This window comes from Neotamlana sargassicola (assembly GCF_020523965.1).
GTDB classification, from domain to species: domain Bacteria; phylum Bacteroidota; class Bacteroidia; order Flavobacteriales; family Flavobacteriaceae; genus Neotamlana; species Neotamlana sargassicola.
Window position 1 is genome coordinate 425,781 of the sequence record NZ_JAJAPX010000003.1, and the last position, 26,835, is coordinate 452,615.

21 protein-coding genes, 1 tRNA gene and 1 pseudogene are annotated in these 26,835 nt (G+C 32.3%); 12 read left to right on the top strand and 11 right to left on the bottom strand.

The annotated features are described in order from the left end of the window. Nucleotides 1-275: 275 nt before the first annotated feature. Nucleotides 276-3,059, top strand: a complete 2,784-nt coding sequence (gene uvrA / locus LG651_RS09830; protein WP_226695955.1) for an excinuclease ABC subunit UvrA — start codon at nucleotides 276-278, stop codon at nucleotides 3,057-3,059. A 25-nt stretch (nucleotides 3,060-3,084) separates the two neighbouring features. Here uvrA and LG651_RS09835 read toward each other — a convergent pair whose 3' ends face one another. Next, entirely contained in the window at nucleotides 3,085-4,215 is a 1,131-nt protein-coding gene (locus LG651_RS09835; protein WP_226695956.1) for a DUF3667 domain-containing protein, read from the bottom strand. Between the two features lie 158 nt (nucleotides 4,216-4,373). On the opposite strand from LG651_RS09835, the gene LG651_RS09840 reads away from it, so the two are divergent. The 4 genes from LG651_RS09840 (at nucleotide 4,374) to LG651_RS09855 (ending at nucleotide 7,743) form a co-directional block, all read left to right on the top strand. After that, nucleotides 4,374-4,871, top strand: a complete 498-nt coding sequence (locus LG651_RS09840) for a hypothetical protein (protein WP_226695957.1) — start codon at nucleotides 4,374-4,376, stop codon at nucleotides 4,869-4,871. 331 nt (nucleotides 4,872-5,202) lie between these two features. Next, the gene (locus LG651_RS09845) at nucleotides 5,203-6,372 is read left to right on the top strand and encodes a hypothetical protein (protein WP_226695958.1); all 1,170 of its coding nucleotides are present in this window, start codon (nucleotides 5,203-5,205) and stop codon (nucleotides 6,370-6,372) included. A 274-nt stretch (nucleotides 6,373-6,646) separates the two neighbouring features. Further along, on the top strand, nucleotides 6,647-7,135 hold the full coding sequence (locus LG651_RS09850) for a DUF6252 family protein (protein ID WP_226695959.1): 489 nt from the start codon (nucleotides 6,647-6,649) through the stop codon (nucleotides 7,133-7,135). A gap of 74 nt (nucleotides 7,136-7,209) precedes the next feature. Then, on the top strand, nucleotides 7,210-7,743 hold the full coding sequence (locus LG651_RS09855) for a hypothetical protein (RefSeq protein ID WP_226695960.1): 534 nt from the start codon (nucleotides 7,210-7,212) through the stop codon (nucleotides 7,741-7,743). A gap of 86 nt (nucleotides 7,744-7,829) precedes the next feature. Here the strand turns inward: LG651_RS09855 and murA are convergent, their stop codons facing one another. From murA to LG651_RS09870, 3 genes are all read right to left on the bottom strand, one after another. Beyond that, on the bottom strand, nucleotides 7,830-9,140 hold the full coding sequence (gene murA, locus LG651_RS09860; RefSeq protein WP_226695961.1) for a UDP-N-acetylglucosamine 1-carboxyvinyltransferase: 1,311 nt from the start codon (nucleotides 9,138-9,140) through the stop codon (nucleotides 7,830-7,832). A 5-nt stretch (nucleotides 9,141-9,145) separates the two neighbouring features. Continuing rightward, the gene (locus tag LG651_RS09865) at nucleotides 9,146-9,787 is read right to left on the bottom strand and encodes a DUF4290 domain-containing protein (RefSeq protein ID WP_226695962.1); all 642 of its coding nucleotides are present in this window, start codon (nucleotides 9,785-9,787) and stop codon (nucleotides 9,146-9,148) included. A gap of 64 nt (nucleotides 9,788-9,851) precedes the next feature. Next, nucleotides 9,852-10,145 carry a DUF493 family protein gene (locus tag LG651_RS09870; RefSeq protein ID WP_226695963.1) on the bottom strand — a complete coding sequence of 98 codons (294 nt, stop codon included), beginning with the start codon at nucleotides 10,143-10,145 and terminating at the stop codon, nucleotides 9,852-9,854. 87 nt (nucleotides 10,146-10,232) lie between these two features. On the opposite strand from LG651_RS09870, the gene LG651_RS09875 reads away from it, so the two are divergent. The 5 genes from LG651_RS09875 to LG651_RS09895 all read left to right on the top strand — a co-directional run bounded on the left by LG651_RS09875 (nucleotide 10,233) and on the right by LG651_RS09895 (nucleotide 14,784). Further along, entirely contained in the window at nucleotides 10,233-10,772 is a 540-nt protein-coding gene (locus LG651_RS09875; RefSeq protein WP_226695964.1) for an AAA family ATPase, read from the top strand. Next, nucleotides 10,773-12,677: a RecQ family ATP-dependent DNA helicase gene (locus tag LG651_RS09880; RefSeq protein ID WP_226695965.1), complete on the top strand. Its 1,905-nt coding sequence runs from the start codon at nucleotides 10,773-10,775 to the stop codon at nucleotides 12,675-12,677. Nucleotides 12,678-12,690: 13 nt separating this feature from the next. Continuing rightward, nucleotides 12,691-13,638, top strand: coding sequence for a methionyl-tRNA formyltransferase (gene fmt, locus LG651_RS09885; protein ID WP_226695966.1), 948 nt, complete (start codon nucleotides 12,691-12,693; stop codon nucleotides 13,636-13,638). 190 nt (nucleotides 13,639-13,828) lie between these two features. Next, nucleotides 13,829-14,101 carry an HU family DNA-binding protein gene (locus LG651_RS09890; protein ID WP_044626204.1) on the top strand — a complete coding sequence of 91 codons (273 nt, stop codon included), beginning with the start codon at nucleotides 13,829-13,831 and terminating at the stop codon, nucleotides 14,099-14,101. Nucleotides 14,102-14,223: 122 nt separating this feature from the next. Further along, the gene (locus LG651_RS09895) at nucleotides 14,224-14,784 is read left to right on the top strand and encodes a YqgE/AlgH family protein (protein WP_226695967.1); all 561 of its coding nucleotides are present in this window, start codon (nucleotides 14,224-14,226) and stop codon (nucleotides 14,782-14,784) included. Here LG651_RS09895 and LG651_RS09900 read toward each other — a convergent pair. Together LG651_RS09900 and LG651_RS09905 are read right to left on the bottom strand one after the other, a co-directional pair. After that, nucleotides 14,781-15,623, bottom strand: a complete 843-nt coding sequence (locus tag LG651_RS09900; protein ID WP_226695968.1) for an aminotransferase class IV — start codon at nucleotides 15,621-15,623, stop codon at nucleotides 14,781-14,783. The genes LG651_RS09895 and LG651_RS09900 overlap by 4 nt on opposite strands. A gap of 58 nt (nucleotides 15,624-15,681) precedes the next feature. Then, nucleotides 15,682-16,074 carry an START-like domain-containing protein gene (locus tag LG651_RS09905; protein ID WP_226695969.1) on the bottom strand — a complete coding sequence of 131 codons (393 nt, stop codon included), beginning with the start codon at nucleotides 16,072-16,074 and terminating at the stop codon, nucleotides 15,682-15,684. 130 nt (nucleotides 16,075-16,204) lie between these two features. Here LG651_RS09905 and LG651_RS09910 point away from each other — a divergent pair. Together LG651_RS09910 and LG651_RS09915 are read left to right on the top strand one after the other, a co-directional pair. Beyond that, a tRNA-Met gene (locus LG651_RS09910) sits at nucleotides 16,205-16,278 on the top strand. A gap of 345 nt (nucleotides 16,279-16,623) precedes the next feature. After that, nucleotides 16,624-17,142 (top strand): annotated as a pseudogene (locus tag LG651_RS09915) (3'-5' exonuclease); the annotation flags it as partial. A gap of 45 nt (nucleotides 17,143-17,187) precedes the next feature. Here LG651_RS09915 and LG651_RS09920 read toward each other — a convergent pair. The 5 genes from LG651_RS09920 to LG651_RS09940 form a co-directional block, all read right to left on the bottom strand. Continuing rightward, on the bottom strand, nucleotides 17,188-20,061 hold the full coding sequence (locus LG651_RS09920) for a type I restriction endonuclease subunit R (RefSeq protein ID WP_226695970.1): 2,874 nt from the start codon (nucleotides 20,059-20,061) through the stop codon (nucleotides 17,188-17,190). Between the two features lie 8 nt (nucleotides 20,062-20,069). Next, nucleotides 20,070-20,681 carry a hypothetical protein gene (locus LG651_RS09925; RefSeq protein WP_226695971.1) on the bottom strand — a complete coding sequence of 204 codons (612 nt, stop codon included), beginning with the start codon at nucleotides 20,679-20,681 and terminating at the stop codon, nucleotides 20,070-20,072. After that, complete coding sequence (locus LG651_RS09930; RefSeq protein WP_226695972.1) at nucleotides 20,681-23,401, bottom strand: tetratricopeptide repeat protein; 2,721 nt, start codon at nucleotides 23,399-23,401, stop codon at nucleotides 20,681-20,683. The genes LG651_RS09925 and LG651_RS09930 overlap by 1 nt, the downstream gene beginning before the upstream one ends. 257 nt (nucleotides 23,402-23,658) lie before the next feature. After that, nucleotides 23,659-24,858 (bottom strand): restriction endonuclease subunit S, encoded by a 1,200-nt coding sequence (locus LG651_RS09935; RefSeq protein WP_226695973.1) that lies wholly within the window; start codon nucleotides 24,856-24,858, stop codon nucleotides 23,659-23,661. A gap of 224 nt (nucleotides 24,859-25,082) precedes the next feature. Further along, entirely contained in the window at nucleotides 25,083-26,696 is a 1,614-nt protein-coding gene (locus LG651_RS09940) for a type I restriction-modification system subunit M (protein WP_226695974.1), read from the bottom strand. Between the last annotated feature and the right edge of the window lie 139 nt (nucleotides 26,697-26,835).

The following is a 26,835-nucleotide window of genomic DNA, read 5'->3' on the forward strand; positions in this document are numbered from 1 at the left end:
TGGGGTTAAATGTTAAAAAAGTAATGTTACGCTATAGGCAGGTTTTTATTTAAAAAAATTATATAATGTCAAATATAACAACAATCGTTCCTAAAAAACAATTTTTAAATTCATTTTTTAACAAAAACACTAATTTTTCTGATTTTTAACGATTTACAAAGACACTAAAACGTATTTTAAGCCTAAGCAATCACTTCAAACATCATTTTAAACACTAATAATTTAGCTAAATAATTACTTAATAGTATCTTTGTTTTTTATCCTTATTTAAGTGTATGAGCGTAAATATTTCCGAAGTAAATCCTAAAGAAAACATTATAATAAAGGGTGCTAAATTGCACAATTTAAAAAATATAGATGTTATAATTCCTCGAAACAAATTGGTTGTTATTACTGGTTTATCGGGGTCTGGAAAATCTAGCTTAGCATTCGATACGCTTTATGCAGAAGGCCAGCGCCGCTATGTAGAAAGTTTGTCTAGTTACGCTCGCCAGTTTTTAGGACGCTTAAATAAACCAAAAGTAGATTATATAAAAGGAATAGCACCTGCTATTGCTATTGAGCAAAAAGTAAACTCAACAAACCCGCGTTCTACTGTTGGTACTACCACCGAAATTTACGATTACCTAAAACTTTTATTTGCGCGAATTGGCAAAACCTACTCGCCTATTTCTGGCAATGAGGTAAAAAAAGATACAGTTACCGATGTTATAAATTATATAAAAACGTTTCCCGAACGAGAAAAAATGCTGCTTCTCGCTCCTATCTACTTAGAAGAAGGACGCAGTATAAACGATAAACTTAAAGCTTTAAACCAGCAAGGATACTCCAGAATTAAAGTTAAAGAAGAAGTTTTAAGAATTGATGAAGTTGAAAATTTAGGTAATAAAGATTCGGTTTTATTGGTTGTAGATAGAATAATTACCAAAACCGATGAAGATTTTTATAACCGTTTGGCCGATGCTGTACAAACCGCTTTTTTTGAAGGTAAAGGTGAATGTATTATTGAAACTTTAAATAATAATAAACAACGACATTTTAGCAATAAATTTGAATTGGATGGCATTAATTTTTTAGAACCAAACATTCATTTATTTAGTTTTAATAACCCTTATGGTGCATGTCCCAAATGCGAAGGTTACGGCGATATTATTGGTATAGATGAAGATTTAGTAATACCAAACACCGCACTCTCTGTATACGAAAATGCTATTTTCCCATGGCGTGGAGAAAGCATGAGTTGGTATAAAGACCAATTGGTAAATAACTCACATAAATTCGATTTTCCTATTCATAAACCTTATTTCGAATTAACCGAAGCACAAAAACAATTAGTTTGGGATGGTAACGAATATTTTGAAGGATTAAATTCATTTTTTGAAGAACTAGAATCGAAGGCATACAAAATACAAAACCGTGTTATGCTATCGCGTTACCGCGGAAAAACCAAATGCAAAGCTTGTAATGGTAAACGATTACGAAAAGAAGCTAATTATGTTAAAATTGCTGGAGCCACGTTAACCGATTTGGTTGAAATGCCATTAAACAAACTAGCGAATTTCTTTAATCAGCTAGAATTAAACGATTACGATACTACAATCGCAAAAAGATTATTAAAGGAAATTAACAGTCGTTTATCATTTTTAAGCAATGTTGGTTTAGATTACTTAACGCTAAACCGAAAATCGAATACGCTTTCTGGTGGCGAAAGTCAGCGTATAAACTTAGCGACGTCGTTGGGCAGTAGTTTGGTTGGGTCGATGTATATTTTAGACGAACCAAGTATTGGTTTGCACCCTAAAGACACGGAACGTCTCATTTTAGTTTTAAAACAATTACGCGATTTAGGTAACACCGTAATTGTTGTAGAACACGATGAAGATATAATGAAAGCTGCCGATAATATTATAGATATTGGTCCCGAAGCTGGAACTTTTGGAGGACATGTGGTTGCAGAAGGAGATTTTGATGGTATTTTAAACTCCGAATCTTTAACAGCTAAGTATTTAAATGAAAATTTAAAAATTGAAGTTCCTAAAAAACGTAGAACCTCAAAGTATAATGTCGAAATTATAGGTGCTCGCGAAAACAATTTAAAAAATATTGATGTTAGCTTTCCGCTAGGCATGCTTACCGTTATTACTGGAGTTTCTGGAAGCGGAAAAAGCACCTTAATAAAAAAAATACTTTTTCCTGCTTTACAAAAAAGGCTAACCGATTTCAGTGATAAACCTGGGCAATTTTCAGAAATAAAAGGCAATTTTACCAATATAAAACATATAGAATTTGTCGATCAAAATCCTATTGGGCGCTCGTCGCGCTCAAACCCTGTAACTTATGTAAAAGCTTACGACGATATTCGTTCGTTATTCTCAAAACAAAAATTAAGTTTAATTCGCAATTACCAACCCAAACATTTTAGTTTTAATGTAGATGGCGGACGTTGTGAAACTTGTAAAGGCGAAGGTGAAGTAACCATTGAAATGCAATTTATGGCCGATGTGCATTTAGAATGCGAAACTTGCAAAGGAAAACGCTTTAAAAAAGAAGTTTTAGAAGTACAATTTAACAATAAAAACATCGATGATATTTTAAACCTTACAATCGATGATGCTATTGCCTTTTTTGAAGCTTCAAAACAAACAAAAATTAAAAAGAAATTACAACCATTACAAGATGTTGGTTTAGGGTATGTAACTTTAGGACAAAGCTCTTCTACCCTTTCTGGTGGCGAAGCGCAACGTATTAAACTGGCTACTTTTTTAGGAAAAGGCAGTAATAAAGACAATACCTTATTTATTTTTGACGAACCTACAACTGGACTTCATTTTCACGACATTAAAAAACTTTTAAAATCGTTTAATGCTTTAATAGATAACGGTCACTCCATTATTGTTGTAGAGCACAATTTAGATTTAATTAAATGTGCCGACCATATTATTGATTTGGGTCCGGAAGGTGGTGAAAATGGCGGTAATTTGGTTGCATTTGGAACACCAGAAGAAATTGTAAAAGTAAAAGCTTCAGAAACTGGTAAATATTTAAAAGATAAAATTTAAATTCATTCTTCTTTTTAAATTCACATTAATAAAATAAAAAAGAAAACAAGCCTAAAATAACAACGGTTGCTGGTATAACAAACGACATAAACAAAAAAGTCACCAATCCGCCCTTTAAAAAGCTCATAAATTTACCCTGTTTATAAAATTGCTTTAACGCTAAAACTAAATAAATAAAAGTAGATAAGCTTATTAAAAAATTAACCCACGCTGGAAGTTTAAACACAAAATTTACACCAAGTGTAATACTAAAGGTGGCAAATAAAAACGAAAAAAAGTAAAAGCTAAACACCAAATGATGAGCGTACAAGCCACGCTTCCAGTAAAACAACTTTAATATAAAAGCAAAAATTGGAAGCAAAAAGAACATCGCAATGGGAAAGGTGTCAAAAAAAGCCTTTAAAATACTACCACCTCTTTTCGATTTATAAAATTTTAGTGCTTGCGAGTACATGCGTTTACTCAACCAATTATCGTCTTCGTCCATTCCCATACTTTTATAAATTTCTTGGTCGGAAGCATTAATAGCAATTAATGAATCGATTACTTTTTCGTCGAAACTAAAATTTATATTGGTGTTTTTTTTATTCGAAGTATTGTTTGCTATAGAATCTATTGCCTTATCACTTAAATTTATAAAACCCTTGGTTTGCTGCAACGCATCACGTATTTCGGCTTTAGCAATTGAGTCTTCACGCTTAATTTCCGCTAATAATAAAGAATCTTTTATTTGCGAATTACTCGATAAAATACTTGAGTTTTCATCTAAATTTTTAGCCAATTGTTTATCGAAATTTTCAATTTGTTTTGTTTGAATAAACGAAAACAAAAAGAAAAACACTACTGTTACAAACAAATACATTTGTGCCGGATGCAAATACATTAAACGCCTGCCTTCTACAAATTTTCGGGCTAAAAACCCTGGTTTAAATAATAACGGGAAGAAACTTTTAAAAAAGCGCGCATCGAAAGCAAAATAATTTTGAATAGTATTAGCAAATAAAACACCAACGGTAAGTTTATCTTTAGTTTGTTGCCCACAGTGAGGACAAAATTTATAAGCCGAATAAAATACCTTCTCACAATTTTTACAGGTTTCTAACAGCTCACTCATGTATTCTTTTTTAGTTGATTTAAAATTAATAAAAGAATTCATATTTATCCAATCACATAAAAAACTACAAATCAGCATGTTAAAATTTTGGCACACAAATTGAATTGTAAAAAGCAACAACAAAACCGAAAAGCCCTAATCAAGCTTTATTTAACAAGCGATTTAACTTTCGGAAAATATTAATTTAAAAAATGAACATTATGAAGAAATTAGCAGTAGTTTTAGCAGGATTATTTATTGGAGCAACCGCATTTGCTAAAACACCAAATACAGATAACCTAAACAACAACAAAAGAATTGTAACAACCTATAGAAATGCAGAGCCAATTATTTTTATTGAAGGCGGCATAGAATTTTACATTTATCCAAATGGTAACTTTAATTATAACACAAAAATTAATTACGCTAATAGCAGACGTGGAAATTCGGTTATAAAAGACAGAACAGGAAAAATTACCAGAATTGGCACCGTAAATATTAATTATGATAGATTTGGAAATATTACCAGAGCCGGAACTATAAATATTAATTATAATAACGCCGTTGTTTCAAAAATTGGAGGTTTACATGTTAACTACAACAGAAATGGTAAAATTGTTACTAGAAAAGGTAGTGTAAAAATCAATAATAAAGTAACTAAAACAAAAGTGATAACTAAAAAAACGGTTGTGAAAACAACTAATAAAAATAGAAGGTAATTTTAATAAAAATTAATTTATTAAATAATATAAAATCCCTAAACGCAAGTTTTTGCCTTGGGGATTTATTTTTTCTACCAAAAATTTAATTACAGAGCCTTCACCATAATAGTATAAAACTTCTTTTCAAATCTATTTCATTTTAACATTATAAAATGAATTACAGGTTAAAAAACCTTAAGTAAAATTTATTAAAAAAGTTGATTTTTTCATAAAGACAAACCAAAAAACCACCATTAATAAAATGAAAATCAAGCAATTAACTATATAATTTAATTTTTGGCACGCTGTTTGTTTATAATTAAGCGTAACACATTAAAACAAAACAATTATGAAAAAGTTTATATTTTTAATAACAGCTTTAGTCCTTACAGGATTTACTGTTAATGCAGCCACAACCAACGCAAAAGTAAATACTACAAAATCTTCAATTTATGATGGTTATGCAAACTCTATCATTTTTGTTGAAAATGGAATCGAGTTTTCAATTTTCCGCGACGGACAATTCGATTTTAATATTTTAAACAACAACCCTAGAGTTAATGTTTCTATTGGATCGCCAAATGTAAATTTAAGTTTTAATTCAGGTTATGATTATAATGCTTATGTACAATACGATGAGTATGGAGCTATAATTCAAATTGAAAATACACCCGTTTACTACGACTACTACGGTAGAGTAAGCCAAATTGGTAACATAAATGTGTTTTATAACAATTTCGGATTTGTTTCACGTGTAGGTGGGTTAAATGTACATTATAACAATTATAATAGATTTACACATTACAGCGGATTTATAAATGTTTACAACCGCAGATATGTTTACAGACCATGGCACAGATTTTACGTAGTACCATCTGTAAACTTTAGAGTGGTGTTTAATAGACCTTACAGACAATTTTATAACCCAGTTAGATACGTTTATAACAGACCGTTTTATAATAACTTTAGGCCAAGAACGGCTGTTGCAACAAGACGAGGCAACACTATTGCGAGACACAGAAATTATGCTACTGTAAACAGAAGTAATAGAAACGTTACAAGAATTAACACAAATGCTAACAGAAACAATGTTTCTAGAAATAAAGGATACCGTAACAATACAAAAGTTACTAGAAATAACACTACGGTAAACAGAAACGCTAATAACCGTAATAATAATGTAACACGAAATAGCAGAACAGTAACGAGAACAAATAATAATGGAACCGTTACAACTAGAACTAGTAGAACAGTTACTAAAGCAAACACAAACAATAATCGTTCGAATGCCAGAGTAGCCTCTAATTACAGAAAAAATGCGGTTACACAAAAAGTAAAAACAACGAACAACCGTAACTACAATAGTAACGGTAATAGAAACAACTCACGAACAACTACAAAAGCAACTGCTTCTCGTTCGGTAAGTAAAAAAAGCACACAAACAAGAACTTCAGCAAATAAAAGCAACAGAAGTTCCGGCAACAATACAAGATCGACATCGGTAAGAAGACGATCGTAACAATTTTGGTTGGTTAGTTAAGAAAACCCTCGACAAGTTTGCCTCAAAGCAACGTCGAGGGTTTTCTGTTTTTATTCGCTTTTCTAAGATTGAAATTTATTTATAAACTTTCCTTGAAATACTCATAATTCCGTTTTAAGACTTTATACACCTGAAAGTCAGACATAAAATCAGTAAAATCCCGTATTGATTTAAGTAATTTCAAATACTAATTTTACTGTAATTAATTAGCTATTAATTTTTTACTCAACAAACTTAGTCCAACTTCAGAATTATGAAAAAACAGCTTTTAACTTTATTTTTATCATCACTATTTCTTTTTAATTGTTCTGAAAATTCAGAATCGGAAACAGAAAATTTCAAACCGGATGGGCATTATATTACCTGTAAACTAAACGGAGAATCGTTTGAACCAACACTTACATTAGGTTCTTATTCTACAAAATATTTAACTATTACAGGTAGCACTAAAAACCCAGGAAAAATTATAATCATTACCATTGAAAACCCCGAAAAAGGAAAAACTTATAATTTAAACAATAATGATTCCGAGGTAGATTTAACAAGTATCCTCGTGGAAACTGAAACTGATAAAAAGTATTCTGCAAATTTTAGCAAAGGATCAGGTAGCATAACATTGACCCACCTTGATGAAGATTCTGCAGCAGGAATTTTTAACGCCATAACAGTTTATAACGACGATAATAATGACACCATTAAAATAACCTCAGGGAAATTTTCCCTCACTAGTTTCTTTCTTTAAAGTAATCATTTCTTTATAAGATACTTAACACAATAAAAACACACTAACTATAGAAGTGATAACATTAAAAATAAATGAAAACTAAAAAATTAACAACCACTACTATTTTAACAATTTTACTAATTTCTTTTAGCACCTATGGCCAGAGACTAGTTAAAAACGAAATAGATGAATTCACTGGAGAAAGTATAAAAGAAACTTCATGGGCAACAATTTCTGCGTCATTATTCGAAGGTTTTTTTGCATATTATAGGTTCACTAAAATTAATGAAACATACTATTTTAATTTTAAGCTTATTGATGAAGGGAAAGTTTTCTCAATTGATAAAGGACAAGAATTTTTATTTAAACTTGAAAATAACGACATTTTAAAACTAGTTAACCCTAAAACTAAACTTACTTGTTATGGTTGTGGTTCTATTAGTTTAGTTGGCAGTGAAGCGGAAGGTGTTGAAGTGGCTTACCCTATAAGTAAACAGCAATTAGAAACTCTAAAAAAATTTAGTCCCGCAAAATTTAGAGTTTATGTTGATGAAAAACATATTGAAAAAACCATAAGACCTAAATTTGTTAAAAATTTCTATGATGTTATTTCTTTAATAATTTAACCATAACCTATCAACCAAACCAAAAAATCCTGAAAACATAATCGCTTTCAGGATTTTTAATTTATAAATTTTGTTTGGTTATTACCTTAATCTAAACGTTCAATTTTAGCGCCAATAGCTCGTAAACGTTCGTCTATATTTTCGTAACCTCTATCAATTTGCTCAATATTCATAATAGTTGAAGTCCCTTTTGCAGATAGTGCCGCAATTAACAACGATACACCAGCACGAATATCGGGCGATGTCATGGTTGTTGCTTTTAAGGTCGATTTAAAATCGTGGCCAATAACTGTAGCTCTATGTGGATCGCAAAGTATAATTTTTGCTCCCATATCAATTAGTTTATCAACAAAAAACAAGCGGCTTTCAAACATTTTTTGATGAATTAAAACACTTCCTCTAGCCTGTGTTGCTACAACTAAAATAATACTTAATAAATCGGGTGTAAATCCTGGCCAAGGTGCATCGGCAATGGTTAAAATAGAACCATCAATAAAACTCTGTATTTCATAACCATCCGTATGCGCCGGAATATAAATATCGTCGTTTCGTTTTTCAACCGTAATTCCTAATTTTCTAAAAACCGAAGGAATAATCCCTAAATCGTTCCAGCTTACGTTGGTAATAGTTAATTCACTTTTGGTCATAGCTGCTAAACCAATCCAGCTACCAATCTCAATCATATCTGGCAACATGGTATGTTCTGTTCCGCCAAGACTATCAACACCTTCAATAATTAACATATTAGAACCAACACCACTAATTTTCGCCCCCATGCGGTTAAGCATTTTACAAAGTTGCTGTAAATACGGTTCGCAAGCTGCATTGTAAATTGTGGTTTGTCCTTCAGCTAAAACGGCTGCCATTACAATATTAGCCGTTCCAGTAACCGAAGCTTCTTCAAGCAACATATAGGTTCCTTTTAGCTTTTTGGCTTCAACACCGTAAAACTGCTCTTCCCTGCTGTAACCAAATTTGGCTCCTAATTTTATTAAACCTTCAAAATGCGTATCTAAACGACGACGACCAATTTTATCTCCTCCTGGTTTTGGTATGTAACCTTTACCAAATCGCGCTAAAAGCGGACCAACTATCATTATAGAACCACGTAAGCCACGGCCATCTATTTTAAATTGATCGGATTCTAAATATTGTAAGTTTACCTCGTCGGCTTGAAATGTATAAGTGCTTTTGCTTAATTTTTCAATTTTAACACCTAGTTTTTCAAGTAGTTTAATTAGCTTATTAACATCTACAATATCCGGTATGTTGTTAATAGTTACTTTTTCTGGTGTTAATAATACGGCACATAAAATTTGCAAAGCTTCGTTTTTTGCGCCTTGTGGTTGAATGCTGCCTTTTAATTGGTGGCCGCCTTCAATTTTAAATGTTCCCATAACGTTTAGTAGCGTTTTCTTTGACGATTATTTTTTTTGTGGTGTCCTCCTTTTTTGTTGTTCGAGAATTTTCCTTTATTTCTCATTAAACTTGAAGCATCGGTTAAATCTTCATCAGAGTTTTTAAGGTTAATTTTTCCGCCAGAAAGCTCGAATAAATGGTCGTAAATTACAGTATCTTCAACCGTGTCTTTATTCCAGTTTAAAAAACATTTTTTCATGTGGTTGGCAATAGTGTACACTAAAGCTTCCTTTAAATCGCCTTCTTCCCAAGTATTTGCAACATCAATCATCGTTTTAATATTATTACCATAAAAACGGTATTTAGGATGATTTTGTGGATATTTTAAAGGTTCTGGGCGCTCATCAAAAAGTTCTTTGGTAGGCTTTTCGTAAGGCGAATCTACATCTAATTCGAAATTAGACATAATAAACAATTGATCCCAAAGTTTATGCTGAAAATCTGGAACATCGCGTAAATGCGGTTGCATATTACCCATTACAGCAATAATAGATTTGGCAATTTTATTACGTTCTTCTTTATCTTCAATGCTTTTAGCATGATTAATCATTTTCTGCATATGGCGACCATATTCTGGAATAATTAAATGTTCGCGCTCGGTATTGTATTCTAAGTTATCTATCAAAATAAATGTGAAGTTTTAAATTTTCGCATGTAGTAATTATGCCTTGGCAAAATACAAAAAAAAACTAAAGACTAATGACGCCTTCTACTTTTTCTGCCACTTCTTTGTATTTTTCTATTACAGCATCAGGATTTTTCATCACGACATTAATAGAAACACTGGTGTATTTTCCATTTTTCGATTCTACCGTATTAATTACCGCACCCAAATTATCAAAAATTAAGGCAACTTGCTTAATTTTAATGGGGTCGGTTTTTACAATAAACTTATATAAATACTCAGATGGCCAAAGTGCCGTATCTTGTAATTGTGACTTTAATTTTTTGTAGAATTCTTCCGGATTTTGTGCTGTACTCATAGTTACTTTTATAAGATGCAAATATAGAGTTTTGTTTCCATTTTTTTTATAACGCTTTTATTACGATTTTTACCAAAATTTTTAACATTGAATACCAAAAGAATTGTAATTACTGGTGGCCCAGGCACTGGAAAATCGAGTATTATTAACGACCTAATTAAAAGAGGTTATGTTTGTCTTGAAGAAATTTCGAGGCAAGTGACTATTGAGGCCAAAAAGGATGGTATAGATCAGTTATTTTTAACTAATCCCCTTTTGTTTAGCGAGTTACTTTTAAAAGGACGCCAAAAGCAATTTACCGAAGCTCTTAATTTTGAAAACAAAACCGTGTTTTTTGATCGTGGAATTCCCGATGTTTTAGCTTACATGGATTACATTGGCGATACCTATCCGGAAAACTTTATTAATGCCTGCAATGATGCGGTTTACGATGCCGTTTTTATTTTAAAACCCTGGAAAGAAATTTATACTAGCGATAGCGAACGTTACGAAAACTTTGAACAGGCATTACTAATTCACGATAATTTGGTAAACACCTACAAACACTACAACTACACATTAATCGATGTACCATTCGATACCGTAGAAAACCGCACCAATTTTATACTTAAAGTTTTAGGGGTGTAAATGGAACATCCCATTAACATATTAGAACGTTATTGGAAATTCACCTCCTTTAGAGGCCAACAAGAAGCCATAATTAATGCGGTAATTGAAGGCGAAGACACCTTTGCTTTAATGCCAACCGGCGGCGGAAAATCCATTTGTTTTCAAGTACCTGCATTAGCTAAAAAAGGCATTTGTATTGTTATTTCGCCATTAATTGCCTTAATGAACGACCAAGTTAAAGCCTTAAATAATAAAGGTATAAAGGCGATGGCTTTAACAAGCGGTATAAGTTACAACGAACTCGATACCATGCTCGATAATTGTGTTTACGGTAATTATAAATTTTTATATTTATCGCCGGAGCGTTTACAGCAAGAAATAGTGCAAAACCGCATTAAACAAATGCATGTAAACTTAATTGCTGTTGATGAAGCACATTGTATTTCGCAATGGGGAAACGATTTTCGTCCCGCATATAAAAACATTACTATTTTACGCCAAATTCAGCCCACTGTAAATGTTGTTGCTCTAACAGCTTCGGCAACCCCAGAAGTAGTTGATGATATTGTTAAAGAACTCGATTTTATTAGTCCGAAACTATTTAAACAGTCCTTTTTTAGAAGTAATTTAGCGTATATGGTTTTTCATGAAGAAGACAAACTTTATAAGCTTGAAGCTATTTTAAAAAAATATAGAGAGCCCTCTATTATTTATGTTAGAAACCGCAAATTAACCAACGAAATAAGCAGTTATTTAAACACTAAAAACATAAAGGCAACCACATACCACGGCGGTTTAGCAAATAATTCTAAAAACGATAACATGACGGCTTGGTTAAATAACCAATGCCAGGTTATGGTAGCCACAAACGCGTTTGGTATGGGAATAGATAAACCCGATGTTAAAACCGTAATTCATTTAAATTTACCCGAAAGTATAGAAAGCTACTTTCAAGAAGCAGGTCGCGCTGGTAGAAATGGAGAAAAAGCCTTTGCTGTTATTTTGAAAAACAATAGCGACGAGGTATTAATAAAAAACCAATTTTTAAAGGTTTTACCTCCTGTAAATTTTGTACAGCAAGTATATCGTAAACTGTGTAATTATTTTCAAATTCCATACGGTGAGGGCGAGTATTTAACCTTCGATTTCGATTTTTACACCTTTAGCAAAACCTATAATTTTAATTCAACACTTTGTTATAACGCCTTATTATTACTCGATAGAAATAGCATCATTTCACTTTCAAAACAATTTAAAAACAAAGTAACGCTTCAATTTATAACGTCAAACAACGCGCTTTTTAACTATTTAGAGCATCATCAAGATTTCGATATCATCGTAAAATCAATTTTACGTATGTATGGCGGTGTGTTTGATAACGAAGCAGCAATCGATTTAAATAAAGTTGTTAAAAAATCGTCTGCTTCCGCAGAAAAAATAATAGCCATTTTAAACCATTTAGAGCGCGATGAAATTATAACTCTTAATTTAAGTAAAACCGACGCTCAAATTACCTTTATTGAGCCTCGAGAAGATGATAAAACCATCAATAGAATTGCAAAAACTGTTGAAAAACAAAATAAGCAAAAAGAAAAACAAGTTTCTGCAATGCTTAGCTATATTGAAAACGAAACACTTTGTAAAAGCGAGCAGCTCCTTGCCTATTTTGGAGAGCAAAACACGAAACCTTGTGGTATTTGTTCGGTTTGTTTAAACTTGAATAAATCAAACAAAACTAAAGACCTTAAATACATAAAAAAGCAAATTATTGAATTGCTACAAACCAAAGATTTATCGTCTAGAGCAATAATTGAAGTTTTAAAATGTAACGAAACCGATTTAAAACAAGCTTTAAAACAACTTTTAGAACAGAACACCATTAACGTAACAACAACAAATACTTATAAACTAAGTCATTTATAAAAAACAGCAAGCAATGAGGAATTTAAGAATTGTATTTATGGGCACGCCAGATTTTGCTGTGGCCACCTTAAAAACACTAGTAGAAAACAACTACAATATTGTTGGTGTAATTACAGCTCCAGATAAGCCAGCAGGACGCGGTCGTAAATTAAACGAAAGCGCAGTAAAACAATATGCTAAATCGCAAGATTTAAACATTTTACAACCCACAAATTTAAAAAGCGACAATTTTATAGAAACACTAAAAGCATTAAACGCCAATTTACAAATAGTAGTAGCGTTTAGAATGTTACCCAAAGTAGTGTGGCAAATGCCAGAATATGGCACGTTTAATTTACACGCTTCGTTATTACCAAATTACCGTGGTGCTGCTCCAATAAATTGGGCTATTATAAATGGCGAAACAAAAACAGGTGTTTCTACTTTTTTTATTGATGAAAAAATTGATACTGGTGATATGATTTTACAAGAAGAAATTAATATAGAACCAACCGAAAACGCCGGAAGCCTTCATGACAAATTAATGCTAACAGGAAGTGAATTAGTTTTAAAAACAGTAGCTTCCATAGAAAAAGGGCCTGTAAAAACCCAAAAACAAAAAGAAAACGTAGATATAAAAACGGCATACAAACTAAATCGTGATAATTGTAAAATTAACTGGAACGATAGTATGGATAATATTTACAATAAAGTACGTGGTTTAAGTCCGTACCCTGCAGCATGGAGCGAACTTATAAATGGAGAAGACGTCCTTGACGTAAAAATTTATGCTGTAGAAAAAGTACAAGAAGACCATAATTATAATTTAGGAGCTGTTATCACATCAAAAAAAGAATTAAAAGTAGCCGTAAAAAACGGATTTATAATAATTGATACAATAAAACTTCCTGGAAAACGATTAATGGATATAAAATCTTTACTCAACGGATACACGTTTAAAACCGATGCTAAAATGCTGTAAGCCCTTATATTTACTAATGTAAACGCTAATAATCGACAAAATACATGGGCTTTATCAACAAATCGAGCAAGTTATTAACAAAAATAGGGATTTCCCTTGCTATTACTTGCCTGATTACATAATCCGTATAAATTTGTATACGATTTAACGAAATGTTTAACCACTTTATTAATAATTAAATATTCACATTATGAACAAAACAGATTTAATCGACGCAATGGCAGAACACGCTGGAATTACTAAAGCTGCTGCTAAAAAAGCTTTAGAATGCGCATTAATTGAAATTGAAGGAGCTTTACAAAAAGGAAACAGAGTTTCTTTAGTAGGTTTTGGTTCTTGGTCAGTTTCTAAAAGAGCTGCTAGAGAAGGAAGAAACCCACAAACTGGAGAGACAATCAAAATTAAAGCTAAAAACGTTGTAAAGTTTAAAGCTGGATCTGATTTATCTGACGCAGTAAACTAATTTATTTACAAAATAAATGATTTAAGTGCCTTCTAAAATAGAGGGCATTTTTTATATATATTAGTAAAAGAGTTGCTTTTTTGGTAAAATAATCTTAGCTTTAGTTACTAACACCTTACAATATGGTAACATCTACTCCACAAAAAGGTAATTTACTAATTGCAGAACCTGCTATAATAGGCGATGTTTCTTTTAATAGATCTATTGTGCTTTTAGCAGACCACTCACACGAAGGTTCTATTGGTTTTATTCTTAACAAGCCTTTAGATTATACTATTAATGATTTAATTCCGGACTTAAAAGCTAATTTTAAAGTTTACAATGGCGGACCCGTAGAGCAGGACAATTTGTATTTTATACATAAAATACCGCATTTAATTCCAGATAGCATCGAAATATCTTTAGGTATTTATTGGGGCGGCGATTTTACTAAAGTTGCCGAACTTATTAAAAACAAAACCATTAAAGAAACAGATATTCGATTTTTTCTTGGGTATTCTGGCTGGGGCGAACACCAATTAGAAAACGAATTAAAAGCAAGTAGTTGGGTGGTAACCGAAAATATTTACAAAAAAAATATTATCGAAAAAGACTACGAAACCTTCTGGAAAGAAAAAATGATTGAACTTGGTGGCGATTACAGTATTTGGTCGAATGCACCAGAACACCCAAGCTACAACTAGCCTAACCTCACTTTTACATTTAACTTTTGAAGCAGCGATTTTGCCACATCATGCTTGTAGCTTTTTTTTCTGTATTTTGTTATTGGCTGAATTCCAGTAATAACATTAGTAATAAATAATTCGTCGGCCTTTTGAAGCTCGAATGGTGAAATAGAAGCTTCTTCTACAGTAAAATCGGGTAAATCTTTTAAAAGGCTTAATATTTGAGTGCGCATTACACCTTTTAAACAACCATCGGCCAATGGCGGCGTTTTTATGCTTGTTCCTTTTACCAAAAATAAATTACCATTTAAAGCCTCAACAACTTGTTTATTGGTGTTTAATAGTAAACAGTTTTTAAATCCGTTTTCGTTTGCAAAAATGCTTCCAACTATATTTATAGCTTTATTATTGGTTTTTAAAGTCAGTAATAAACTAGGCGCCACATAATAATCTTTAAACAATTCTACTTCGTAAGCCTCTTCATTTAAAGTATAAAAATCTACAGGTAATGTTTTAGCAGTAATAATGTAATCAATATCGTTAGTTTCTGGCAAATACAGGCCACCTTCTACTCTATTAACCAACAATTTTACGCGTGCCGTACTATTTTTTAAATCGTTTGCTTCGAGGGTTTTTAAAATTTCAGATTCTAAAAATTCCATGGTAAAACGCATCGGAATTTCCATGCGTAAAATGCGCATAGAGGCCATTAACCTAAAATAATGATCTTCCCAGAACAAAATTTTACCATGACTTACTTTTACAGTCTCAAACAAGGCATCCCCGTACGCATAACCTCTATTGTTAGGTGATAAAATATTATTTTCGTTCTGGAGTGTTCCGTTAAAATTAATCATAAAAAAATCCCGCTGTTTTTTAGCGGGACAAATATAATTTAATTAAAAGTTTTTTTAGTTAAACCGAGCCTAAAACATGTTTTAAGCTTGAAATTTGATTATCCCAAAGCATTTTGGCTTCATCAACTTCATCTTCTTCAGCAAAATCGGTAACCATTAGCGAAACATCTTTAGTTATTTCGTCTACTTGAATGCGAATTTCGAAATAGTATGTTTGGTCGTCTTCTTCATCTTCCAACCATCTAAATTTAACACGTTCGCCACTTTTTTTATTTAATAATTTGGCTTGCTCTTCGCTATCGTCCCAAATAAACGTGAATAACTCGCCACGCGAATTTACATTATCTGAAAACCATTCGGATAAACCAGAAGGTGTTGATATGTACTGAAATAGCAATTGAGGAGAGGCATGAATTGGGTACTCTATGTTAAATTTAATTTTGTCGTCCATGTGATTGTTTAAGCTTTATGATGCGTAATATATAAATTTGTTAATTAGTATTATAATAAAATTTATAAATTTTTTCCGAAATAAGTATTTGCATACCTAATAAATGTTATTATATTTGCACCCGCAATACGGCGAGGTAGCTCAGTTGGTTAGAGCGTCGGATTCATAACCCGGAGGTCTCGAGTTCAAATCTCGATCTCGCTACAGCAGTAAAAGCTTAACACGTAAGTGTTAGGCTTTTTTTTATGCGTTTCGCGAAAGCTTGCTTTATAGCTGAACGCATAAAAAAAAGACTACAACAATACGCTAGTATTGTGGGCTTTTACTATTGTGCAGCTTCCCTAAAAAAGATTATGTAAATCTCGATCTCGCTACAACAGAAAAAGCTTAACACGAAAGTGTTAGGCTTTTTTTTATGTGTTTCGCGAAAGCTCTCTTTTAACCACTGCTGTCATCGCGAGGCACGAAGCGATCTGTTTGTAAATATGCTTTACTATTAATTATATTTGAGTTAACCTAAAAAGAACTCGACGCTTCAAAAAAGAAATAATGTACACAATAATTGATGTTGAAACCACAGGAAAAGGTGGAAAAATTACGGAAATATCTATTTTTAAATATGATGGTGAATTTATTATTGATGAATTTACATCGCTAGTTAATCCTGAAACCTATATTCCCGAATATATTACGCAGCTTACTGGAATTACAAACGCTATGGTTGCAAATGCGCCTAATTTTAAACAAATAGCTAAACGTATTCTAGAAATAACTAAAAACAGTGTATTTGTTGCTCATAGCGTGAATTTTGACTACAATGTAATACGCAATGAGTTTAAAGCTATTGGCATAACATTTAATAGAAAGAAACTATGCACCGTAAAACTTTCTCGCCAATTATTACCAGGTCATAAGTCTTATAGCTTAGGACGTATTTGCAGCGATTTAAATATTGAAATTGCAGCGCGCCACCGAGCTCGTGGCGATGCTGAAGCTACGGTAATTTTATTTCATAAACTGTTGCATACAAAAAATGCTGAAATTGCTTTTAATGCTGCCCTAAATAAAACCGTTATTAAAAACCAATTGAGATTGGATTTTTAGGATATAAGATTACCCAGCCATACCTTCTAAAAACACCTGCACGAATTTCTTCATTTTTAAAATAATGCGCTCCCCTATTTCTCTAGCTTTTAGTATACTTGGTCTGTTATCTAGACATTTAAAAACCTCATCTCGTATAGGTTCTTGTCCGCTATACACATAACTATCTATTAATGCGTTAAACTGTAGTTGATCCAGTCCTTCTTCTTCGCATAGTTTTGATAATGCCATAACTTTTTCTTGTTGCCAGAACTTTTCAAACTCGTCTGGTATATCATCAGGATTTTCAATATGTGGTAGATTTTCTTCTATAAACTTCTCTATAAGTTCTCGTTTGCTACGTAACTCTACTTCGCCACCTAACAGATCGATAATAGCTTTTTTCTGTGCTTTTGCTTCTGATGGTTTTGACTCTTTTAGTTTAGCTAATAGCTGTAAAATGTAAGCGACATTAATTTCGTCACGATGTATTAACTCTAACTCAAAATCAATGTCATCAAGAATAGACGTTTTATGTTTTTGCTTGTCGGTTTTTACTTTATCGTATAAGTCCAGGTATTTACTTTTATAATCCTCAAAAGTTTGCTCGTCAATACCTAAATCATCCCAATCGAAATCTACATAAGATTCCAACACGTTTTTAGCTCGTAACAAGCGCCTAAAGGCTGTAACAAATTCTAATTCTTGGTTTTCATCTTGTAAATCGTCAACACTTTGATAAGTTGGTGTAATTTGAAGTAGATTGTTTAAGGCTTCATCAAATTTTGAAGCGATAGATTCATAAGGCGGCAAAATAATCTCTTCTTTGGCTTCTTTATTAGAAAACAACGTAATGGCTTCATCTGTTGCGCCTTTTAAATTCCTGAAGCAAATAATATTTCCTTGCGATTTTTGTTCACCTAGAATTCGGTTGGTTCTAGAAAAAGCTTGTATCAACCCATGATACCTTAAATTTTTATCGACATAAAGTGTATTAACCTTTTTAGCATCAAAACCAGTTAACATCATATTTACCACAATAACAATATCTAATCGGTCTTTGTCTTTAAAAGTGATTTTCTCTCGTTCTTTTAAACGCTTACTAATGTCTTTAAAATAGTTCTCGAACTGTTTACTGTCTTTGGTAGAAAAACTAGTATTGTACATACTGTTATAATCAGCAATGTATTCGTCTAACTTTTCTCTAGTATGTTTACCATACACTGCACTTGGTTCTGCAGCTGCATCAAATTCATCTTCTGTATCTGGTAAATAATCCTGTGCTGTTTTACTGTCTTCATTCGCACCAAAAGAAAATATGGTTGCTATGCGCAAGTTATGTTCTCCTGCTTCTTTTTTGCGTTTAAAAATACCGTAGTATTTTATTAGAACATCAATACTACTTACTGCAAATAATGCCGAATACGCTTTATTAAAAGTTTTAGAATTATGATAGTTTATTATATAATCGGCTATTTTTTCTAAGCGTTTCTCATCTTGAAACACTTCTGCTTTATCAATATCTTCTACTTCAATATCAATAAACGTATTACTTTTTTGCTTGTATTTACCAATGTATTCTATACCAAACTTTAGTACATTACCATCTTTAATAGCATCTGTTATCACGTATTTGTGTAAGCACTTGCCAAATAAGTCTTTTGTGGTGCGCTTACCTAAATCGTTTTTTGAAGCATTATCTGCAAAAATAGGTGTTCCTGTAAACCCAAATAACTGACTGTTTGTAAAATAGTTGGTAATAAGCTCGTGCGTTTTACCAAACTGACTACGGTGACACTCATCAAAAATGATAACAATACGTTGGTTTTTTAATGCTGCTAATTGGTTTTCGTATCGTGTTTTACTTATGGCGTTGTTTAACTTTTGTATGGTGGTTAATACCAATTTTGAATCGTCTGTAAGTTGTTTTACTAGACTACTGGTATTATTTGTAACATCTACACTATCTTTTTTAAAGCTGTTAAACTCTTTCATGGTTTGGTAGTCTAGATCTTTACGGTCTACCACAAACAATACTTTATCTACTTGTGGTAAATCCATTAAAATCTGACTCGCTTTAAACGAGGTTAATGTTTTACCGCTACCTGTTGTGTGCCATACATAACCATTATCGTTACTAGTTTTTACTTGCTCTACCAATTGCTCTACTGCAAAGAATTGATACGGACGCAACACCATAAGTATTTTATGAGTTTCATTACGCACAATGTACTTAGCAATCATTTTACCCAAATGATCAGGATTTAAAAACGAAGCAGCAAAATCTGTAAGCTCTTTAATATTTTTGTTATTCACATCGCTCCAAAAAAAGGTTTGTTTTACCGATTGCAACTCGTTATTGGCTAAATATTTAGTATTTACACCATTACTAATTACAAACAATTGCACGTATTGAAACAACCCATTGTTACTCCAAAACGTATGTTTTTGATAGCGGTTAATTTGATTAAATGCTTCTTTAATTTCTAAACCACGACGTTTTAACTCTATTTGTACCAGCGGTAAACCGTTTACTAAAAGCGTAACATCGTAACGGTTTTTATATACACCGTCTTGGGTGATTTGGTGAGTGACTTGAAATAAATTTTTAGACCAATCTTCGCTATTAAAAAACTGAATATAAGTAGGCTCACCAGCATCGTTAGTAAACTGAAACCTGCCTCGTAAGGTTTTGGCTTTGTCAAACACATTACCTTTTGCTAAGTGATTTAAAACGGTTTCAAACTCTTTATCACTAATTACTAGATTATTAAAACGTTGTAATTGTTGTTTTAAGTTAGCTAACAACGCATTACTATCTGTTATTTTTACAGACGTGTAACCTAATCCAACCAGTTGGGTTATTAAGTTTTGTTCTAATATAGCTTCAGATTGTGTGGTCATAAAATAATTTAAAATATCAATCCTTCTTCTTTTTCCCAGTCTCTAACATTTTTTCCATTTCCTAAAAAAGAGGTATCTAACCAAACCTCTAAAAACTTTTCTGAAACGTACCTGGAACCATCTCTACACAATTTATAATAAGGAACATTTGGTAATAATTCATTATTAACTAATTGCCTACCATTAAATTTTTGTGGCGCTACAAGAGCATAAGCATCTGTAAATGGGGAGCTAGAGTTATAAAAATCTTGACAACGTATTTTAACTAATGAATAACCAACCTCTCGTTTAACGAAATTTTCGAAATCACCTGTTTCCACTTTACGTAGCACTCCATTTGCTTTATCTTGTATATTACCAGTATATTCTAAATTAAATACTCCGAAATATTCGTCTCCGCGTTCTGGGTCATGGTAAATGGACCTGCTACGAACATTCTCATCTGGATCATAATTTAGTACACGTTTTATCCCAAAACCCATAACAGGTTGTAGCTGAGTTGAATTGCTAATTGTTTCTTGTGAAGAATATTGATTTATCAAACTTCCATAACCAAATAAGTTAAACCCCTTACTTTCCTCTAGAAATTTTTCCCAAGGATATATTATTAAATCATTCATTATTTACTATGCACTTTTTTTAAACTATCAAATCTTTGCTTTGTTAATTTATACGACAACCAACCGTTACCCTCGATCCTCCCGACAAGATTTTTAGCTTCTTCAAAATTTATTAAAGACTCCTTTATTTTACCTTCTTTACTATTTATAAGGCCTAATATACATATAACTCTAAAATACCTCATATAACTATCGTAGCTGTTATTTTTAGCATATAAAATACTTTTATCACAATACACTCTGGCTTTATCATACATTCCATACTTGTAATATAACTCAACTAACTCTGCCGATGCTAATAAAACAGATTCTACATATTTTATATCTCTTAATTTTCTAAAACTAATCAATAAGTATTGTTCTGCAACTTTAAAGTTTTCCGGACTTTCATTTTTACGACAATAAATTCTACCCAAACTAAGCAAATTTATCATAGACCAACCAAATGGCCCTTGAACCTTAAGTGCTTCAGAAACTTTCTCGGTGTAATGTAAACTTTTATCTAATTTATCTTGATCGCAATATAATAATCCTAAATTGGTATTAAACCCTAATATCCATCGATCTTCACCAATACCATTATACTTCTTTATTGCTTCAAGAAAATATCGCTCTGATTTTTCCGAGCTTCCATAACGCCAATAAAACATACCTGCAAAATTATAGGCTTGAGCTTGTTGCACTTTATAACCTTCCATAAGTTTTATTGTTCTTTCAAAATGTGTAATAGCATTCAACATTTCTCCATTACGCTCGTACTTTCTTGCTTGTTCTAAAGTTATAAAGGCCATATTTAACTGTCCTAGTTTAACCTTATCAGATTCTGTAAATTTATCAATTTTAGCAAGTATAGATTGTGTTAATTTATTATCTCCTATTTGACTTGATAAATAAGTGCCAATTCGGTAGGCCTCACCCAATAATTCAGATTTTATATTTGTTTTTTCCAATAGTTTTATTGCTTCTTCAATAAGCGGTAAACTATTTTCTCTTTGTTCTGTACTTTTAATAACTCTTGCCTTAGACATAAGTAACCTTGCTCTCTGTTCTTGGTCATTAGTTTTATCTAATAAAGGATTATAAATGTCTTCTAAAAGAATATAAGGACCAAACTCATTAAGTATTCTTTCTAAACACACCAACATGTCTATTGCTAATTGTATGTGTGTATCGCTACTTTGCTCGATAAAATAAGTTATATTTTCATATTCTAACCTAATTTCTTCTTTCAACAAATCTACATCTGCCATAATACTATTTTTTCCATGAATAAACTCATCTATTTCTTGCAACCTTTTATATGCAGCTAAATGAATGGCATGTACATAATCTTTAGAAAATTTATCGCGACTATTTTCTTCGTTTATCCCTAATAATTCTCTAAAAAGAATAATTATTTCATATCTATTTCTAAGTCTGGGATGATACTTCTGATCTCTTAAAAAACTTCTTTTGTTTAAAATTATTACTTTTTGTTTGGTTTCGCTGCGATTAATAAAACCTTCCCAATGTGGCAGGTTATTAATAAAAAAACCATTAGGAAAATACATAAGATGCTTATAAAATTCTTTCTCTGTTTTAGATAGTTGTCCGTAAGTCCAATCAAAAACATTATAAAGCGATTTATGCCTATTACTAAACTCTCGAAACAAATTTGGGATAGGTTTATTAAAATGAAATTTAAGATCGGATTGTATATCTTCAAAAGATATTTCGCTATGAGAACTAGAAGTTGCGATTAAGTGTATTCCTAAAGGTAAGTTAGACACTCGATGGCATAACTCTACAATTATACGAAACTGCTCTTTAGAGAATTTATCGTTTTTATAATCTAAATCGTCGGTTAAACTATCTTGATTGTATAGTTTACAAAATAACTTTATTGCAGTATACTCCTTAGTTAAATCTCCTTCAAAATCACCAAATTCATGTAGTGGTATATTAGATAATGGCTCCACCTTAAAATTAACACATGCTTCATCTAGATTTGTTCGACTTGTTATAACCACTTTAATAAGCTCATTATTATCTACAAGTGGGTTAATAATTTCACTAAAAATTTTTAAACTAAGTTCACTATTATCTAAAACTTGTTCATAATTATCTATAAAAATTATGGTAGGTCTTTGATAGTCTTTTGCAATAACACCGTAGTTTTTAATACGTTCTTTTGCTCCTAAAGCGGTATTTACTATTGTAATTTTTGTATACTTTAAAATATCGTTAGTTGTATCTGTAGGTTTGCGAATATCTTTACTATTTACATTTTCAAAATCCATGTAAATTTGGTTTACAAACTCATCATTAAGTAAGGTGGTACACACATACTCTACTAGTTTTGTTTTACCAATACCTGCTTCTCCCGACACTACAATAATTCTGTTTTTATTAGAACGAAGTAGTTTAGTGAGTTTATTTACATTATGTTCGTTTTCTACGTATTTATTAGAAGAGTTTGTAATTGGTATTCTTTTAGAGTGATCTATTAATTCACTAGTTACAGTAGCAGGATGGTTTTCTTCTTTTTTAATTCGAACTTTAAAAAACTCGATGCTTTCAACTAAATCTTTAAGCTTTGGCAAATATTTTAAAACAAAGTAAACAAAAACCAAAACACCAATTATTATAGATGCTAAAAGTGGTTTACTTGAAAAATAATTAAGTATATAATTTACTATATCGTTTATATCAAAATCTACTTGAAAAAATAAAAGATACATCACGTTATTTTAATTAATGGTTAAAACATGAAACTACCTTATTTACAAACGAATATAAAAATTTTTAGAGATAATGCAGTTAAAACAGTTGACTGGTTTGTTGTATAAAAATTTTTAGTTTTTAAAAACAAAAAACTCATGCAATGGTATGTTTTTCAACTATTAACATTTAAATTAACAAACGTTTCATCGCTGCGAAGCGGCTTGGAGAAATACTTATTTAGAAGTAGCCAAAATTTAAAATATCCCAAATTATATTACACAAACATTTGCTGCAACAAGCCTTTTTTAAATTGTTGTGTGGCTTCTATTTGTTGGGTAACGGTTGCTATTTTGGTATCTATAGCGCTTAAATAGCTGGCGATTTTTTGTTGCTCTTCAGTTGATGGGAAATTAATCTTCATCTTTTTGAACATTGGAAGCCTTAAAGACTTGACAGTTGAACCAACTGATTGAGACAACAAGTAATTAGGGTGTTGAACTAAATGATAATAAATGAATTTTCCTAGACAATTTTCAAATTTCATAATTGCATATGTTCTCTGATGTAGGTCAAACTTTCCGATAAAATATTTTGGAATAAAATCCTGTCCTTCTCCGGGAACAATTACAGCCTCATCATCAAATAAATAAATACTACTTGTTCTAATATCTTCTGACCTGTCAAAGAATGTGTATTCGCCATCCAATGACGAATCAACTCTATTGGAACTTCCTGTGGTAATGTAACTTACATCTCCCAACTTCTTCTCTTCCCAATTTGGGTAATCACTGCCATTATCTTGTTTAAAGCGTAGTTGTTGGCTAAACAGTTGTTGCATCACGCCTTTTTTGTACTGCTCCAGTAGCTCCTTTTTTTGGTTGAGTTGCTGTAGTTTGCTATCTACTGCGGTTAAAAATTGGGCTATTTTTTGTTGTTCTGGTAGGGATGGAAGATTGATTTTAATTCTATAGAAATCGCCATGATTTAAATCTGGTATAGTAGATGTTCCAGCCAATTTAAGAATTGTGTGTTGAGTTCTATGGCTATTCAAAAAGAAAAATAAAAAATCTTTATCAACATGAGAATCAAATTTGATTTTGAAAAAGTTATTATGAAAAGCTCCTTTAACACCTGTGACTACCTGACCTGTATTACCTGTCCTTGTCATTAAAATATCTTTTTCTTCACATAATACCGATTCTGGTGGATTGAGAATATAATATTTTTTTGTTGATCCTTCTTTTAAAAATTCATTGGTGATGTAAAAATGTGCATTTTCAATAGGTTCCAAATATCGATCGGCAATAGCTATTTGCAAACCTTGATTGATTTTAGTTACCTCTTTTAACGTTTTTTCGTTCCACTCACCATCAAATTCCTTAAAACGCAATTGTGGCACCAGTCTTTTAGGTGCTTTTAAAGCGATGGTGTCGTGACTCGCCATGACGTTGGTATTGTTGTTTTGTGCTGCCATTTATAGGTTTGTTTGGTTTGCGTGAGGGATAGCAATGGAAATCCTTTTTGTGAGGTACGAGCAAAAAGATTGTAATGTATAGCCAGACCCTTGGGGCACGCCCAAAAAGGTTAGCATCTCGATACAATTTGCTCGTACCTCACAAATCACTCGATGTGACGGTTTTGAGATACAATTTGCTCCTACCTCGCAAATTACTTGATGTGACGGTTTGTTTTGCATTATTAAAACGGTGTGTTTATCCCTAATTCTTTACAAAAGCCTGTTATTACGTCGTCGGTTACATCCATCTCTTTTTCTAGCTGTTGTAATTGCTGTGATACGGCTTGTAGGTCTACAGGTGCTTCTTCTTCAAAGGTGTCTACATAGCGTGGTATGTTTAGGTTGTAATCGTTTTCTTTTACCTCGTCTAGACTGGCTACATAGCTGTATTTGTCTATGGTTGCTGGATGCGTATCATGAGATCCAGAATCAAGTTCAGGATGACAATAAGTTCTATATGTTGAAACTATTTTATCTATATGTTCTGGCAGCAATACATTTTGGGTTTTTACTTTTTCAAAATGGTTACTGGCATCTATAAACAGGATGTTGTTACTGCGTGCGCTGGTATTTCGGTCTTTTTTAAGTACTAAAATACAAGTTGGTATACCAGTACCGTAAAAAATATTAGCTGGTAGGCCTATTACGGCATCTAACTGGTTGGTGTCTGCAATAAGGTATTGGCGTATGTGACCTTCGGCAGCACCACGAAACAAAACACCGTGTGGTAATACACACGCCATAGTTCCGTTAGTATCTAACTGGTAAATCATGTGCTGTACAAAAGCAAAATCGGCTTTACTTTTGGGTGCCATTTTTCCGTATGGTGAAAAACGCTCGTCGCTTATAATAGCATCTGGGTTCCATTTTGCAGAAAATGGCGGATTTGCTACTATGGCTTCAAACTTAAGTTCGCTGTGTACTGGCGATGGGTTGACTAGCGTATCTTCGTTATAAATATCGAAACGTTTGTAATGCACGTCGTGCATAATCATGTTCATACGTGCCAAGTTGTACGTGGTTGGGTTGCTTTCTTGCCCATAAAAGGCGCCAACTTCGTTCACTTCCTTTGCCACACGTAGTAGTAAGGAACCAGATCCGCAGGTTGGATCGTACACGCTTTTAAGTCGGTCTTTGTCTGTAGTGACTAACTGCGCTAGTATTTTAGATACTTGTTGCGGTGTATAAAACTCGCCTGCCTTTTTACCTGCTCCACTTGCAAATTGCCCAATAAGATACTCGTAGGCATCGCCTAAAATGTCGCTTTCGGCATTGTCTACATCAAAATTTATGGTTTCTAAACGGTTTAGTATTTTTACTATAAGCTCGTTTTTGGCTTCTTCGGTTTTCCCTAGTTTGCTACTAGTAAGGTCTAAATCTTCAAAAAGGTTACCAAAATCGTCTTCGCTCTCGCTCCCCATAGTGCTTTGCTCTATGCTGGTGAGTACTTTTTGTAAATCTTCGAGTATAAACTTGTTTACGCCTCCAGAGTTACCGCGTTTGGCGAGCTCGCTAAACAGTTCGGTTGGTTTTAAAAAATAACCTAAAGCGTCTAACGCATCGGTACGTAAGGCATCTATAAGCACTTCTTCTTGCTCGTGCCCAATAACTTGATTGTAGGTTAAACCATCTGGCGCTAACGCTTTGTTGGCTTGTAGTATCATTTTACGGCTTAGGTATTTGTAAAAAATAAAGCCTAGTATGTAATCTCTAAAATCGTCGGCATCCATATTACCACGAAGGTCGTTGGCGATGTTCCAGAGTGTTTGGTGTAGTTGTTGTTGATTTTCGGACATTTATAAATGTGTACTTTTAAATTAGTACAAAAACCATAACCCTTTAAAATTAAGCATTTAAAATTTGCTGAAGAATGGCTTTTGCTATAAAAAATCTAATATATAAACTTAGTTTAATTGTTTTATTAAATAAGTGTTT